This window comes from Nakamurella sp. GG22 (assembly GCF_052976845.2).
Window position 1 is genome coordinate 46,027 of record NZ_JBRIIO020000028.1, and the last position, 14,469, is coordinate 60,495.

A 14,469-nucleotide genomic window follows, 5' to 3' on the forward strand; every position below is an offset into this window, starting at 1 on the left:
CGAGGTGACATGGCCAAACGGCACTCCGGGGCGTAATTCTCCATTTCGAGGTGCGGATCACATCAAGCGTGGAAAGCTCTCCTCCAGCCACCGTCGGTGAAAGGGGATGTCCATGGGTGAGCACGGTGCGTCCTTCAGCGGAGAGTCGATCTATGACGACACCGACGAAGGAAAGGGAGTCGTCCGAATAGCCTCTGTCGCGGCACTCGGCGGCTTCCTGTTCGGCTATGACAGCGCCGTCATCAACGGCGCCAACGCGGCGATCGAGGCGGAGTTCAATGCCGACGCCGCGTCGTTGGGATTCGCGGTCGCCTCCGCTCTGCTCGGTGCCGCGGCGGGCGCCCTGATGGCCGGGCGAATTGCCGACCACATCGGCCGGCTGATGGTGATGCGAATAGCGGCGATCCTGTTCTTCATCGCCGCGATCGGTACCGGCTTCGCGCCGAGCCTGTGGGTGCTGGTGCTCTTCCGGATCGTCGGCGGCCTCGGCGTCGGTATCGCTTCGGTGATCGCGCCCGCCTACATCGCGGAGATCGCACCGGCCAAACTGCGAGGGCGACTGGGCTCGCTCCAGCAGCTGGCCATCGTCACCGGCATCTTCATCTCGCTGCTGGTCGACTTCCTGATCGCTCAGGCGGCGGGCGGCTCCGGCGAGGTCTTCTGGCTGGGTCTGGAAGCGTGGCAGTGGATGTTCCTGGCGATGGCGGTGCCCGCTGTCGCCTACGGTCTGCTGGCGTTGACGATCCCGGAATCACCCCGGTTCCTGATCGCGAAACACCGGGTTCCTGAAGCGAAGGCGATTCTCACCGGACTGCTCGGGCCGCGCAACATCGACGCCAAGGTCGAGCGCATCCGGGAGACGATGGAGCGGGAGAAGGAACCGTCCTGGCAGGACCTCAAGAAGCCAGGGACGAACCGGATCGCGGCCATCGTCTGGATCGGCCTGGCTCTGTCGATCTTCCAGCAGTTCGTCGGTATCAACGTGATCTTCTACTACTCGAACATCCTCTGGGAGGCCGTCGGCTTCACCGAGGACCAGTCGTTCGTGATCACCGTCATCTCGGCGACGATCAACATCCTGACCACGTTGATCGCGATCGCGTTCATCGACCGGGTGGGCCGGAAACCGTTGCTGCTCATCGGCTCCATCGGTATGACGGTCACCCTGGCGACCATGGCCGTCATCTTCGGCACGGCATCGACATGTGCCGCGGTCACGGAGAACTGCTCGCAGGCCAACGTGGACGATGCCGTGCCGGATCTGACCACCGCCGCGCTCGGCAGCAACTCGGCCACCATCGCGCTGATCGCCGCAAACCTGTTCGTCGTGGCCTTCGGCATGTCCTGGGGCCCGGTGGTGTGGGTGCTGCTCGGCGAGATGTTCCCGAACCGGATGCGGGCTGCTGCGCTGTCCCTGGCGGCCGGCGGTCAATGGGTGGCGAACTGGATCATCACGGTCAGCTTCCCGAGCTTGAAGGACGTCTCGCTGGCGCTGGCCTACGGCCTTTATGCAACGTTCGCATTGCTGTCGTTCTTCTTCGTCCTCAAATTCATCGAGGAGACGAAGGGCAAGCAACTGGAGGACATGCACGGCTGATCGCCGTGGGGCACAACACCGTGCGACGAAATACTGTGCGGCGAAACACCGCGTGACAGCAGAACCCCCGGTGCGGCCCATCCGCACCGGGGGTTCTGTTTGTCACAGCCCCGGGAAGGCCCGCCGGGCCTGCCGGGGCGAGCGCAGCCGGAGCACTCCCGGACCGGTGGCGGCCGCCTCCCACTCGCGCATCGTGGCCCGCTTGCGCGCGAAGGATCGGAACTGGAAGACGAACAGCGAGTCCCGGCTGAGCACATTGCGCAGCGTCTCCCGGTTTCCGTTGCAGATGGAGCGCCCGTCGAGCACGCGCGCCGCGGTGCGTCTGGTCAGCCGAGCCAGTGATCTCCATCGGGCGTAGTCCAACCCGACGATCACCTGCACCCGCTCGAGCGGGATGTCCAGCCACGTGCTGTACGCCGCGTCGAGGATCCATTCGTCACGCTCGCAGATCGCCGAGATGCGCCGGCGCTGTTCGTCGAGCGGTACCGACACCCAACCCGGTTCCCAGGTCAGGTCGTCGACCGGTTGCCATGGGATACCGGTGACAGCGCTGAGGTGCGCCGCCAGGGTGGACTTCCCGGACCCCGTCACGCCGTACACGAAGATGCGTGACGCCGTGCCGAGGTCCGGGGCGATGGGCACGACCGGAAGGTACCGAACCGGTCACTCCCGGACGAACGCTATTCGGCCGTGATCGCCCGCAGCACGTCCATCCGCGCGGCGCGGCGGGCCGGCCACACCGCCGCCAGCACACCGACAATCCCTGCGAGTACGACGAAGATCAGTAGCTGCACGACCGGGACGTTGAGCACCGTGATGCCCTGGTCGGAGATCGCCTGCTGCAGGCTGATCCCGAAGATCAACCCGAGCAGGATGCCGAGCACAGCACCGAGCACCGAGATCGCGACCGACTCCAACCGGATCATCGAGCGCAGCTGACGCCGGCTCATCCCGACCGCACGCAGCAGGCCGACCTCGCGGGTGCGTTCGATCACCGACAGGGCGAGGGTGTTGACGATGCCCAGCACCGCGATGATCACCGCGAGACCCAGGAGGGCGTAGATGATCCCGAGCAACTGGTCCACCGGTGCCCGCTGCTGCTCGGCGAACTGGTCCTGGTCCTTGACCGACACGGTGGGCAGGTCGGCGAGCACGGCATTGATGCCGGCCAGGGTCGCCGCGGCATCGGCGTCCCCCGCGCGCTTGACGTAGACGATGGAGTCGACCGGCGCGATGCCGCCCTTCTCCAGCGCGGCGGGCGGCAGCACCAGGTCCGCACCGATGAACTGGCTCGCGGCGATGATGCCCGACACCTTCAGCGCCGCAGGACCGGCGGGGAAGTCGACCGTCACGGTGTCCCCCACCGACCAGCCCTCCGTTGCGGCCCGGTCGGAGGTGACCAGCATCCCGTCGGCCCCCGTTTCCAGGCTGCCCGATTGCAGGTCGATCGCGACCATCTCGCTCATCGCCGGGGCGTCGAAGGACGAGACGAACACCTGCTCGCCCTTCAGCTCGACCGCCGAGAAACGGAACGGCACCGCCGCGGCGACACCGTCCACCTCGGCGACCTCCGGTGCGACCGCGGCCGAAAACGGCGCCTGGATCGCGTTCGACACGACGTAGTCCGCCTTCAGTCCGGAGTCCACCAGTTCGTCGACGCTGGACTTCGTCGACTGGCCGAGGATCGCCATCGTGGTGACCAGCGCCAGCCCGATCATCAGGGCCGACGCGGTGGCCGCGGTCCGCCGCGGATTCCGCCGGGCGTTCTCCCGGGCGAGCAGGCCGACCGTGCCGAACAGCCGCGGATAACCGCCGGCGATCGCGGTGACGATCGGCTTGCCGATCACCGGACTGAGCAGCGCCACGCCGATGAACACCGCCAGCACACCGCCGCCGAGCGGCTGCAGGCCGCCGTCGAAGGCCAGCGCCCAGACCATCAGGCCGGCGCCGAGCACGGTGAGCGCGACCCCACCCAGGAGTCTGCGGTGCAGCGACGATTCGGGGATGGAGACGTCATCGCGCATCGCGGCCACCGGCGGCACCTTCGCCGCCTTGCGGGCAGGCAGGTACGCGGCCAGCAGCGTGACGATCACCCCTACTGCGTAGGCGGCGATGGCGGTCCGCGGCTCGAAGACCAGACCGGCCTCGCCGAGGTCCAGCCCGATGGCACCGAAGAGCGCCTTCAACCCGGCCGCGAGGGCGAATCCGAGGGCAAGGCCGACGGTCGCCCCGACGAGGCCGACGACCAGCGCCTCCAACAGCACGGACCGGGTGACCTGCGCCTTCGAAGCGCCGAGCGCCCTGAACAGGGCAAGTTCCCTGGTCCGCTGCGCGACGATGATCGAGAAGGTGTTGAGGATCAGGAAGGTTCCGACCACCAGCGCCACTGCCGCGAACACCAGCAGGAACGTGGTGATGAACGACAGTCCCTGTTGCAGCTGATCCTGGTTCTCGGTGGCGATCTGCTCGCTGTCCACGGCTTCGAACTCGGGTTGCAGGACGGCCGCGACCTCGTCGCGCAGGGCGACGTTGTCGATGCTGCCGTCGCCGGTGACCGCGACGTCGTTGAAGACATCGGCCCCACCGAGGTAGAGCTCCTGCGCGGTTCTGGTGTCGAAAAGTGCCAGCGTCGCGCCGATCAGGTTCCCGGATTCGCCGAACCGGACCGTCCCGACCAGCTTCCCGGTGACCGAGGGCTCGGCGCCGGTCGTCACCAGCCGGACGGTGTCGCCGATCTGGTAACCGCTGGACGCGGCGGACTTGTCGTCGATGACGAGCTCGCCCGGCCCGCTGGGCGCGGCACCCTGGGTGATGGTGATGACCGCCGTTCCGTCAGCGGACGGGGTGTCGGTGTAGTTCCCGCCGATACCCGGAGCGCCGCCGCCAGTTCCGACGACCTTGCCGTCTATGCCGATGATGTACGTGCCCTGGTCGGTGACGTTGCCGTCGACCCGGTCGACGCCCGGCAGGTCCTCCAACTCGGGAATGACGTCCGCCGGAACGGTCCGGGTGTCGGAGCCGGTGAACCCGCCCGACGAGGCGGCGGCGGCCTGTGCGGGCCGCACCGTGACGTCCGGTGCGGTCTGCCGGAACAGGTCCGTGAAGCTGCTGCCGAGGGTGTCGGTGAAGACGAACGTGCCGGCCACGAAGGCGACGCCGAGAACGATTGCGAAAGCACTCATGCCCATCCGGAGCTTGTGCGCCAGAAGGGATTTCAGTGTTGCTTTGAACATGTCAGGACCCGGCTGCGTGCTGCGGGGCGTGCTGCTGGGCGTGCTGCTGTGCTGAAGGGTGCTGTGCTGAAGGGTGTTGGGCATCGAAGTTCTTCATCCGGTCGAGCACCCGTTCGGCGGTCGGCTCCGTCATCTCGTCGACGATCCGTCCGTCGGCCAGGAACAGCACTCGGTCGGCGTATCCGGCAGCGTTCGGGTCATGGGTGACCATCACGACGGTCTGCCCGAAGTCGCGGACCGAGCCCGCGAGGAAGCCGAGGACCTCGGCGCCAGAGACCGAGTCGAGGTTGCCGGTCGGCTCGTCGGCGAACACGATGTCGGGGCGGCCGGCCAACGCCCGGGCACAGGCCACCCGCTGCTGCTGGCCGCCGGAGAGCTGGCTCGGCTTGTGGTTCAACCGGTCGCCGAGGCCGACGGTGCTGATCACGCTGTCCAGCCAGGCCTTGTCCGGCTTCCGTCCGGCGATGTCCATCGGCAGGGTGATGTTCTCGACGGCGGTGAGCGTCGGGACGAGGTTGAACGACTGGAAGACGAAGCCGATCCGATCCCGGCGGATCCGGGTCAGTTCCTTGTCGCCAAGGGTCGTCAGGTCGGCGTCACCGACGAATACCTGGCCGGACGTCGCCTCGTCCAGTGCTGCCAGGCAGTGCATCAGCGTCGACTTGCCCGAACCGGACGGCCCCATGATCGCGGTGAACTGGCCGGGGTAGAACTCGACGGTCACGCCGTCCAGCGCGGCGACCTTGGTGTCGCCGGAGCCGTAGATCTTGCGCAGGTCGACAGCTCGGGCAGCGGGTCTCCCGCCGTTCGTGGGCGGTGCTGTGGTCACATCGAGGGCGGGGGTGCTGCCGTCGACGAGGTCCGATGGGGTGGGTGCGGCGTGACTCATCTGTCTCTCCTGCAATGGGGGTCGGCGAGAACGGTAGGGCAATGGCCACCCCGACGACATCGGGTTTGTCCCTGATCCTCCCCCGCGACTGTTTCGGGGTCGCCGCCGCCTTGTTGCCCGAATGCTGCAGTTCACGCCCGTCGGGTCGGTCCGGGTCACCCCGAGGGGCATGCCCACCGGGCGCGCGAAACAATCAGTCCATGGAACATTTCGAGATCGCCACCGTCGCCGAGCAGAGCGGCGACTTCCGTCGCGTGCTGTGGACCGGCAAGCACACCCAGCTCGTCGTGATGACGATTCCGCCGGGCGGTGAGATCGGGCTCGAAACCCACGAGCACAACGACCAGATCCTCAACTTCCTGAGCGGGACCGGGGAGGCCTTCGTGGGCGGCGAGACGCGGGCCGTCAAGCAGGGCGACCTGGTGGTGGTCCCCGCGGGCACCGAGCACAACTTCACCAACACCGGCCCCAACCCGGTGGTGCTCTCCACGGTCTACGGACCGCCCGATCACGCCCCCGGCACCGTGCACGCCACGAAGGAAGAGGCCGACGCCGCCGAGGCCGCGGGTGAGGACGAACCGCCGAGCTGACGGGTCGGGATGCTCTGGTCCGGAGGCGGTTGGGTGCTCAGGTCCGGACGCGGTCGGGTCTGGGGTCGGGCGGGTGCGGTGGCGGGCGGGTGCGGGTCCGGGGCCACTCCCGGTGAAGGGCGTCCGGGTCCAGGAATGGGGCCGCTCCCGGTAAAGAGCGTCCAGTGCCACATCAGCAGTGAAAACCCGCGCCGGGACGGCCCATATCCCTGCTCACGTGACACTGGGCCGCGCCAGCACTCCCGCACAGGGCCAGCAGCACTGCCGCGCAAGGCCAGCCGCACTCGCGCGCCGGGCAGCAGCACTCCCGCGCCGGGCGCAGCACTCCCGCGCCGGGCGCAGCACTCCCGCGTCGGGCGCCTGCCGGCGAACAGCTACTACTGCTGCGGGGGCTCGGCCGGCCGCTCCCCCGGCTTCCACAGGTCCGACAGCGGCGGGGCGATTGACGCGCCAGGGTAGGCGTGTCCCAGTGCGGACGACCCGGTCTCTGCGGTCAGCCCCAACCGTTGGATGATTTCCGCCGCCTCCTCGGCCGGTCGCCGGCCGAGGTCGACCACCAGGGTGTTCTCGTCCGGTCCGGGCGGCTCCAGCGTGGCGAGCTGCGAATCGAGCAGGGTGCTCGGCATGTAGTGCCCGAGCCGGGCATTGAGCCGCTGGGCGATGGTTTCCTTGGTGCCGGCCAGGTGCACGAACACCACGTTGTCGCCGTCGCCGCGAAGCACGTCGCGATAGCTCCGCTTGAGCGCCGAGCAGGTGATGATCCCCGGCAGTCCGGCGTTGGTGTGATCCCTGATCCAGTCCGCGACTTTCTCCAGCCACGGCCATCGGTCCTCGTCGGTGAGTGGCGTCCCGGCGCGCATCTTCTCGACGTTCGACGCGGGATGCAGGTCGTCGCCCTCCTCGAGGTCCCAGCCGAGCTGGCCGGCGAGAATCGCTGCGACGGTGGTCTTCCCGGTGCCGGAGACACCCATGACGACCAGAACCGGCTGCTGTGCGTCGTCGTTGTGAGCCATCAGTTCCCCTTCGAAATGACGGTGTACTTGCTGAACAGTGCGTGCACCTGGCCGTGTTCGACGACCGGTTGTCAGGCGATGACGAACACCAACGACGCCAGCGCAAAGCCCATCAGGCCGATGGTCGTCTCCATCACCGTCCAGGTCTTGAGTGTGGTCTTGACGTCCATCCCGAAGAAGCGACCGACCAGCCAGAAACCGGAATCGTTGACGTGGCTCAGGCACACCGAGCCGGCGGCGACGGCGAGCACCACGGCGGCCAGTTCGACACCGTTCAACCCGGCGGAGGCGACCGCGGGCTCGATCAGTCCGGCCGCGGTGATCAGTGCGACCGTTGCCGAACCCTGTGCGACACGCAGCACCAGGGCGATGATGAAGCCGGCGACGATGACCGGGAGCCCGATGCCGTCGAGCACCTCGGCCAGCGCGTCTCCGATGCCGGAGGCGCGCAGCACCGCGCCGAACATGCCACCGGCGCCGGTGATCAGGATGACCGAGCAGACCGGTCCGAGCGCCGAGTCGAGGGTCTTCTCCAGTGCGGTCTTGTCCAGACCGCGCCGCCTGCCGAGAACGTAGGCAGCGACCAGGACGGCGATCAGCAGGGCAATCGGAGTGGTGCCGAGGGCGCGGAGGACGGCGACCCAGGTGTCGCCGCGGCTGACCCAGCCTGCTGCGGCGGCGAGGTCCAGGCCGGTGTTCAAGAAGATCAGCACCAGCGGGAGCAGCAGGACCAGCAGCACGGTGCGGAAGGACGGCGGGTTGGTGACGTCCTCGTCGTCGGCCGTACCCAGGAGCTCGGGCACCGGCAGTACCCAGCGCTTGCCCGCCCACAGGCCGAACAGGTAGCTGGTGACGTACCAGGTCGGGATGGCGATCAGCAGGCCGATGGCGATCACCAGTCCGACGTTCGCGCCGAGCAACTCGGACGCGGCGACCGGGCCCGGGTGCGGCGGGACGTAGATGTGCATGACGGAGAACGCACCTGCGACCGGCAGGCCGTAGAGCAGTACACCGCCGCCGAGGCGCCGCGCCACGGAGAAGACGATCGGCAACATGACGACAAGGCCGGCGTCGAAGAAGATCGGGAAGCCGAACATCAACGACGCGATGCCCAGTGCGAACGGCGCCCGCTTCTCGCCGAAGATGCGGATCAGGGTATCGGCGACAACCTTTGCCCCGCCGCTGGTCTCGATCAGTCTGCCGAGCATGGCGCCGAGTCCCACGAGGAGCGCAACAGTTCCCAGTGTGGTGCCGAACCCGGTGGTGAGCACCGGAACGATCGAGGCGAACGGGATACCGGTCGCCAGCGCCGTCAGGAAGCTGACCAGGATCAACGCCAGGAAGGCGTGCAGCCGCAACTGGATGATCAGGAACAGCAACAGCGCGATCGCGCCCGCCGCGATCAACAACAGCGGGGTTGCGGTCAGCGTCTGCGACCAGTCTTCCGGGACCATCAATTCCTCCGTCTGTGGAGCGCCGGTGGCGACGGCGCGGGAGCGCCGTCGTGCGGTCCCATGCGCCGATCGACCGGGATCGTTCGACCCGTGACCTGATGGACGTTTCACTGCGCCGGTCCATGGATACGTCGGAGGACAGCGCGGGAAGCAGCGGATAAGACATACGTAAGGTGCCGCACTCAGCCTATGTTTGCAAGGTTTGCATCCAATTCATACTATGTTTCACCCATATGGCCGTCGGTCGTCGCACACGTTGCGCACTTGCGAGCGCATACTTTCCTCATGACGGACGCGGATGGCATGCCCAACGGGCAGCTGCACGACTCGGTCGTGCAGCGCTGGGGCTGGGACATCGTCTCCGGCGCACTGCCACCCGGGACGCGCATCGTGGCGGACGACGCGGCGGCTCAGTTGGGGGTGTCCAGGACCGTCGTCCGGGAGGCCGTCCGGGTCCTCGAGTCGATGGGCCTGCTGACCGTCCGCCGCCGGGTAGGCATCACCGTCCTCCCGCCGCAGGACTGGAACCCGTTCGACCCCAACATCATTCGGTGGCGGCTTGCCGGTCCCGACCGGCTTTCGCACCTGCGGTCGCTGAGCGAACTCCGCTCGGCCATCGAACCGCTGGCCGCTCGACTGGCCGCCGCGCACGCCACCCCGGAGCAGTGCGGCGCGCTCACCGCGGCCGTGATCGGCATGTCGTCGACCGCCCGGTCGGCCAACGCCGCCTCCTACCTCGCACATGACTGCGACTTCCATCGGACGATGCTCGTGGCGTCGGGCAATCCCATGCTCGCCGGCCTGGCTGATGTCGTGGTCGAGGTCCTTGCCGGCCGCACCCGGCACTCATTGATGCCGACGGTGGCCGAGCCGGAGGCGATCCGCCTGCACGGGGTGGTGGCATCGGCCATTCAGGCCGGTGACGGCGCGGCGGCGGAACAAGCGATGCGCGCCATCGTGGTCGAGTCGGCCACCGCCATCACCGACATTGCAGGGGACCTGGCGACCGATGACGACCGTGCATCCCGAGCACCCATGCCGTCGATTCTGACCGCCTCGCCGCAACGCTGAGCAGCCGAGCCCGGCCTGGTGGCGTACGACAGGGGCCGTTCAGCGCGCGCCCGGGGCCCTTCAGCGCGCGCCCGGGGCCGTTCCTCACCAGATCGTTGCGCCGGGTCCTGGCTGCCTCGGCAGCTCCGGCCGCTTCGGCAGATCCGGCTGCCTCGGCTGATCCGGCTGCCTCGGCTGATCCGGCTGTCTCGGCTGATCCGGCTGTCGGGGGCCGGGAGTGGGCGGCAGATGCGGTGTGACGTCACCGGTCGTACTACGGCATGAAGGCCACCGGATACCTGTTCGGTGACAGCGCCAGGGCCGAGAACATCTTCAAGGCGATCTTCTGCGTCTTCACCCTGATCGGCGCCACGCTGTCGCTCGGCCCGGTGATCGGCTTCTCGGACTCGATGATCTTCCTCATGTCGGTGCCGAACGTGATCGGGCTGTACATCCTGGCCCGCGTGCTGAAGGCGGAGATCAACGGCTATTGGGCCAGGGTCAAGTCCGGCGAGATCCAGATGGTCAACAAGACCTGAAGGTCTCCGGGACAGCGACTCAGAACAGCGCCGCGGGCCGGCGGTCAAAAGGCGTCTCGAGGTCGAGCAGGAACGCCTTTCGCTGGACGCCACCGGCATATCCGGTGAGTTTGCCGTCGGCGCCGACCACCCGGTGGCACGGTACGACGATCGACAGCGGGTTCTGGCCGTTCGCCGCACCGACGGCGCGGGCGAGGCCACGGTCGCCGAGGGCGACGGCCAGCTGTCCGTAAGTCCTGGTCTCGCCGTACGGGATGGCCGTCAACTGTGCCCAGACCCGCCGCTGGAAGGCGTTGCCGACCGGAGCGAGTTCGAGATCGAAGGTGCGCCTGCTGCCGACGAAGTACTCCGCCAACTGGCGGCGCGCCTCCGCGAAGGCGGTGTCGTCACGATCGCCGAAAGCCTCCTGCTCGGGGCGGCGGACATGCTCGGGGAAGTACACACCGGACAGCGCGCCGGCCCGTCCGACCAGCGTCAGCTCGCCGACCGGTGAGTCGACGACCGCATGTCGGACCCCGACCTCTACCGCGGAGCTCATCGCATCCTCCTGATGCCGGGCCTGCCCTGCCGATGTGGAAACGGCACTCTCCGACCGCCCTCGTGTACCGCCGGGTCCATGATGGCCCGCCGGTCCGACAACGGCTGGCAGGATCGGTGACCATGGGCCGATCCGGATTTCGCTGGCCGAGGGAACGGCCGGTGCGGACGATCATCGGCTTCCTCGGGATCGCCCTCGGCGCCCGGGTGGCGCACCGGGTGCGGTACGAGCGGGTCGACCACCTGCCGGCCACCGGTCCGGCGATCGTGGTGGCCAACCACCTGTCGACCACGGAGACGCTCGCCCTGGCCCGGCTGATCACCGGCCATCACCGGTTCCCGCACTTCTTGACCATGGCTGAGGTGTTCAGCCGGCCGGTCGTGGGTCGGCTGCTGACCGCGGCGCGGCAGATCCCGGTGCTGCGCGGGACGGCCAGGGCAGCCGAGTCGCTCGACGCCGCGGGGAAGGAACTCGAGCGGGGGCACGTCGTCTGTCTGTATCCCGAGGGCGGGCTCACCCGCGAGCCTGACCTGCGTCCCGGACCCGGCAGGACGGGTGCTGCACGACTGGCGCTCGGCCATCCGGAGGTGCCCGTCATCCCGGTCGGGATGTGGGGACCGCGGCCGGGCCGGCGGCACCTGTGGCACCGGCACACCGTGCAACTGATCGTCGGCGAGCCCGCGGACCTGACCGGCTGGGCGGGCCGGACGGATCCGGACGCCGCTCGCGAGGTGACGGCGATGATCATGGCAAAGATCACCGCCCTGACCGAGCAGGCCCGGGGAGCCCCGTTCGACGCCTGAACCACCACGGTCGGGCGGTTGACGCGGGAGACCGGCGGCCCCGGCGACTCCCCGGCCGCACACACGGCAGGCCGAAACCGGTCAGGCGAGTACCGAACCTGCCTGTTGGGTACAGCACGCCCATGGTGCAACCAGGACCGGACCCGGACAACTACCCGCCGATCGACCCGGCCGAGCCGGTCCCCGACGACCCGGGCGAGTTGCTCCCGGACACCCCCGAGACGCTGCCGCCGGCCCCGGTCGAGCCCATGCCGGGACCGGACGACCCCGGCAACGTCCCGGCGGTTCCCGCCTGAGCCGTGTTTGACCGGTCCGCCCCGCATCGATTCGCCGGTATCGGCTGTCCCCCGCTCCGGAAGGGACCGGAATCGGCGAATCGATCGGGTGGGATCCGGGCCGTGACCCGGAGCTGACGCCAGCAAAGTGCTGGACGGTCCTTGCGCTGGGTACTTCCGAGCGGTGACATCTACGCAGACACCCAGGCTGAGGGGCAACGGCCTCGCGCCGACCCGGGCGCGGCTCAAATCGCTCGACCGGTCAGTCCTCGCCCCGCTCCGCATTCCCGTTGCCGCCTCCGGGGATCGGTTCTGATGGACGAGCCTGCGGTGATCTACGCGGTGGTCGGCATCCTGACCCTGCTGGCGGCACTGTTGCCAAGGCTGCTGCGGAAGGCGCCGATCTCCCTGCCGATGGTGTTCCTCGCGGCGGGGGCGCTGACCTTCGCCGTCGTCGGGCCGCTGCCGGATCCGGACCCGCGCGAGCACCAGAGCTTCACCCTGCACCTCACCGAGGTGTGCGTGATCATCTCGCTGATGGGCGCCGGGCTGGCGCTGAACCGGCCGATCGGGTGGCGGCGCTGGTCCTCGACCTGGCGGATGCTCGGCATCGCCATGCCGCTGACCATGGTGGCCACAGCCTTTCTGGGGTGGGCGTTCCTGGGGTTCGGGGTTGCAGCGGCAGTGTTGCTGGCGGCGGCGGTTGCGCCGACGGACCCGGTGCTGGCGACCGAGGTGCAGGTGGCCGAACCCACCGACGAGCCGGAGAAGATCGACGACGAGGCACGGTTCGCGCTCACCTCAGAGGCCGGCCTGAACGATGGTCTCGCCTTCCCGTTCGTCTACGCCGCGATCGCGATCAGCCTGGTGGGCCCGGCACCGTCGGACTGGTTCGCGCACTGGTTCGCCCTCGACGTGGTGTGGCGTCTTTCCGCCGGCGTGCTGGCCGGCCTGGGGGTCGGGTGGATGCTGCGCAAGCTGTTCTTCGGGACCCGCTCGTCGAAGATCCGCCTCGCCCACGCCGCCGAGGGCTTCGTCGCGCTGGCCGCCACCTTCCTGGCCTACGGGTTCACCGAGCTGATCAACGGCTACGGCTTCATCGCGGTGTTCGTCTGCGCCTGCACGATCCGCGCGGGCGAGCGCTCGCACAGCTACCACCGGGTGCTGCACCAGTACATCGAGCAACTCGAGCGGCTGCTGACGGTCGGAATCCTGATCCTGCTCGGCGGTGCCGCGACGACAGGTCTGCTGGCCGGCGTCGGGTGGCGGGAGGTGCTGGTCGCGGTCGTCATCATCGTCATCGTTCGTCCGCTCTCCGGCTGGATCGGCCTGGCGAACGGAAAGACGGGACCACGCGAGCGTGGCGTCATCGCCTTCTTCGGTGTGCGCGGGATCGGGTCGCTGTTCTACATCTCCTATGCGCTACAGGAGGGCGAGTTCGTCGAGCAGGACTCGCTGTGGCAGATCATCTGCATCGTCGTCATCGCGTCGGTGGTCATCCACGGGGTGACCGCGACCCCGGTGATGGGCTACCTCGACCGCAAACGGATCCGGGAGGCGAAGCAGCGCACCGGGGACGCCGGGCAGGCGCCGGTGACGGCCATCTGACCGGCGCGCACGGGAAGTCGACCCGTTCGGGGCCTCACGGCGGCACATTCACCCCTCTCCGAACCGGCGGGAACGCGCCGGGCCTTCTACGCTCGGTTGCCACCGCTAACTAGCTGTCATACAGCTGCGCCCCCACCCCTGGAGCCGTTCTTGACATTCGCCCGAGCCGCCCGCCGCACCGTCCTGGCCACTGTCGCAGTGGCCTCCATCGTCCTCGGTACCGGCCTCGGGCAGGGTGTCGCGGCCGCCGATCCCGTCGTGCAGGAAGCCGCTCCCGCTCAGGCACCCGCCGCAGCCACCGGCCTTGCCAGCGCCACTGCCCCAGCCAGCGCGGCCGCCGCAGCAGCCGCCGTCACGGGCCCGCGGTTGACCAAGATGGTGACCCAGGCGATCCACCAGACGACGCTCGGCACGATGTACCTGACCGGTGGCGGGCACGGACCGCGGCCGGCGCCGCTGGGCAGCCGGGTCGACTGCTCCGGCTTCATCCGGCAGATGTACCACTGGGCGTTCGGCACCGACATCGGGAACGGCACCGCGGACAGCGTCATCCGGCAGTCCGGCCAGTTCGTCCGAACCACCCGCCCGGTACCCGGTGACGTGGCCCTGATCGGACGCTCGGGCAACGCGCCCGCCTATCACGCCGGCATCTACCTCGGCATCATCAACGGCCAGGAAGCGATGGCCGCCGCGCCGGCCCCCGGTCAGTCGATCAAGATCGAACGGGGCTACCTGCGGTACTGGTCCGGTGAACTGATGGGCTACTGGCACTACAAGGGCGCGACCGCCGCGGACTCCGGACGCGTCGTCACCGCGAAGATGGCCGGGCACTTCGACGCCGCGGCGGGGACGCCGGCGGGCATCCGGGTGGCGGGGTGGG

At 68.7% G+C, this 14,469-nt stretch carries 14 protein-coding genes; 8 read left to right on the forward strand and 6 right to left on the reverse strand.

Annotated features, from left to right (window positions below; all coding sequences use genetic code 11):
* Positions 1–112 precede the first annotated feature (112 nt).
* Entirely contained in the window at positions 113–1,597 is a 1,485-nt protein-coding gene (locus ACVBEQ_RS22860) for a sugar porter family MFS transporter (protein ID WP_447155703.1), read from the forward strand.
* Positions 1,598–1,699: 102 nt separating this feature from the next.
* Here ACVBEQ_RS22860 and ACVBEQ_RS22865 read toward each other — a convergent pair whose 3' ends face one another.
* Genes ACVBEQ_RS22865 through ACVBEQ_RS22875 form a run of 3 tightly spaced genes read right to left on the reverse strand, consistent with a single transcriptional unit; the run spans position 1,700 to position 5,719 of the window.
* Positions 1,700–2,239, reverse strand: a complete 540-nt coding sequence (locus tag ACVBEQ_RS22865; RefSeq protein WP_447155704.1) for a P-loop NTPase family protein — start codon at positions 2,237–2,239, stop codon at positions 1,700–1,702.
* Between the two features lie 38 nt (positions 2,240–2,277).
* Positions 2,278–4,779: an ABC transporter permease gene (locus ACVBEQ_RS22870; RefSeq protein WP_447155705.1), complete on the reverse strand. Its 2,502-nt coding sequence runs from the start codon at positions 4,777–4,779 to the stop codon at positions 2,278–2,280.
* Positions 4,780–4,831: 52 nt separating this feature from the next.
* Positions 4,832–5,719 carry an ABC transporter ATP-binding protein gene (locus tag ACVBEQ_RS22875; protein ID WP_447155706.1) on the reverse strand — a complete coding sequence of 296 codons (888 nt, stop codon included), beginning with the start codon at positions 5,717–5,719 and terminating at the stop codon, positions 4,832–4,834.
* Between the two features lie 200 nt (positions 5,720–5,919).
* Here ACVBEQ_RS22875 and ACVBEQ_RS22880 point away from each other — a divergent pair, with 200 nt between their 5' ends.
* The gene (locus tag ACVBEQ_RS22880) at positions 5,920–6,309 is read left to right on the forward strand and encodes a cupin domain-containing protein (protein WP_447155707.1); all 390 of its coding nucleotides are present in this window, start codon (positions 5,920–5,922) and stop codon (positions 6,307–6,309) included.
* Between the two features lie 377 nt (positions 6,310–6,686).
* Here ACVBEQ_RS22880 and ACVBEQ_RS22885 read toward each other — a convergent pair whose 3' ends face one another.
* Positions 6,687–7,322 carry a gluconokinase gene (locus ACVBEQ_RS22885; RefSeq protein ID WP_447155708.1) on the reverse strand — a complete coding sequence of 212 codons (636 nt, stop codon included), beginning with the start codon at positions 7,320–7,322 and terminating at the stop codon, positions 6,687–6,689.
* 71 nt (positions 7,323–7,393) lie between these two features.
* Positions 7,394–8,776, reverse strand: coding sequence for a GntP family permease (locus ACVBEQ_RS22890; protein ID WP_447155709.1), 1,383 nt, complete (start codon positions 8,774–8,776; stop codon positions 7,394–7,396).
* A gap of 285 nt (positions 8,777–9,061) precedes the next feature.
* On the opposite strand from ACVBEQ_RS22890, the gene ACVBEQ_RS22895 reads away from it, so the two are divergent.
* Complete coding sequence (locus ACVBEQ_RS22895; RefSeq protein WP_447155710.1) at positions 9,062–9,847, forward strand: FadR/GntR family transcriptional regulator; 786 nt, start codon at positions 9,062–9,064, stop codon at positions 9,845–9,847.
* A 260-nt stretch (positions 9,848–10,107) separates the two neighbouring features.
* Positions 10,108–10,365, forward strand: coding sequence for an alanine:cation symporter family protein (locus tag ACVBEQ_RS22900; RefSeq protein WP_447155711.1), 258 nt, complete (start codon positions 10,108–10,110; stop codon positions 10,363–10,365).
* Between the two features lie 19 nt (positions 10,366–10,384).
* On the opposite strand, the gene ACVBEQ_RS22905 is transcribed toward ACVBEQ_RS22900, so the two are convergent.
* Positions 10,385–10,903: a methylated-DNA--[protein]-cysteine S-methyltransferase gene (locus tag ACVBEQ_RS22905; RefSeq protein ID WP_447155712.1), complete on the reverse strand. Its 519-nt coding sequence runs from the start codon at positions 10,901–10,903 to the stop codon at positions 10,385–10,387.
* Positions 10,904–11,064: 161 nt separating this feature from the next.
* Here ACVBEQ_RS22905 and ACVBEQ_RS22910 point away from each other — a divergent pair, with 161 nt between their 5' ends.
* The 4 genes from ACVBEQ_RS22910 to ACVBEQ_RS22925 form a co-directional block, all read left to right on the forward strand.
* Complete coding sequence (locus ACVBEQ_RS22910; protein WP_447155713.1) at positions 11,065–11,706, forward strand: lysophospholipid acyltransferase family protein; 642 nt, start codon at positions 11,065–11,067, stop codon at positions 11,704–11,706.
* 122 nt (positions 11,707–11,828) lie between these two features.
* Complete coding sequence (locus ACVBEQ_RS22915) at positions 11,829–12,002, forward strand: hypothetical protein (protein WP_447155714.1); 174 nt, start codon at positions 11,829–11,831, stop codon at positions 12,000–12,002.
* A gap of 291 nt (positions 12,003–12,293) precedes the next feature.
* On the forward strand, positions 12,294–13,589 hold the full coding sequence (locus tag ACVBEQ_RS22920) for a cation:proton antiporter (RefSeq protein ID WP_447155718.1): 1,296 nt from the start codon (positions 12,294–12,296) through the stop codon (positions 13,587–13,589).
* Positions 13,590–13,739: 150 nt separating this feature from the next.
* Positions 13,740–14,469, forward strand: a 730-nt coding sequence (locus ACVBEQ_RS22925; RefSeq protein ID WP_447155715.1) for an NlpC/P60 family protein, incomplete at its 3' end; no start/stop codon positions are given.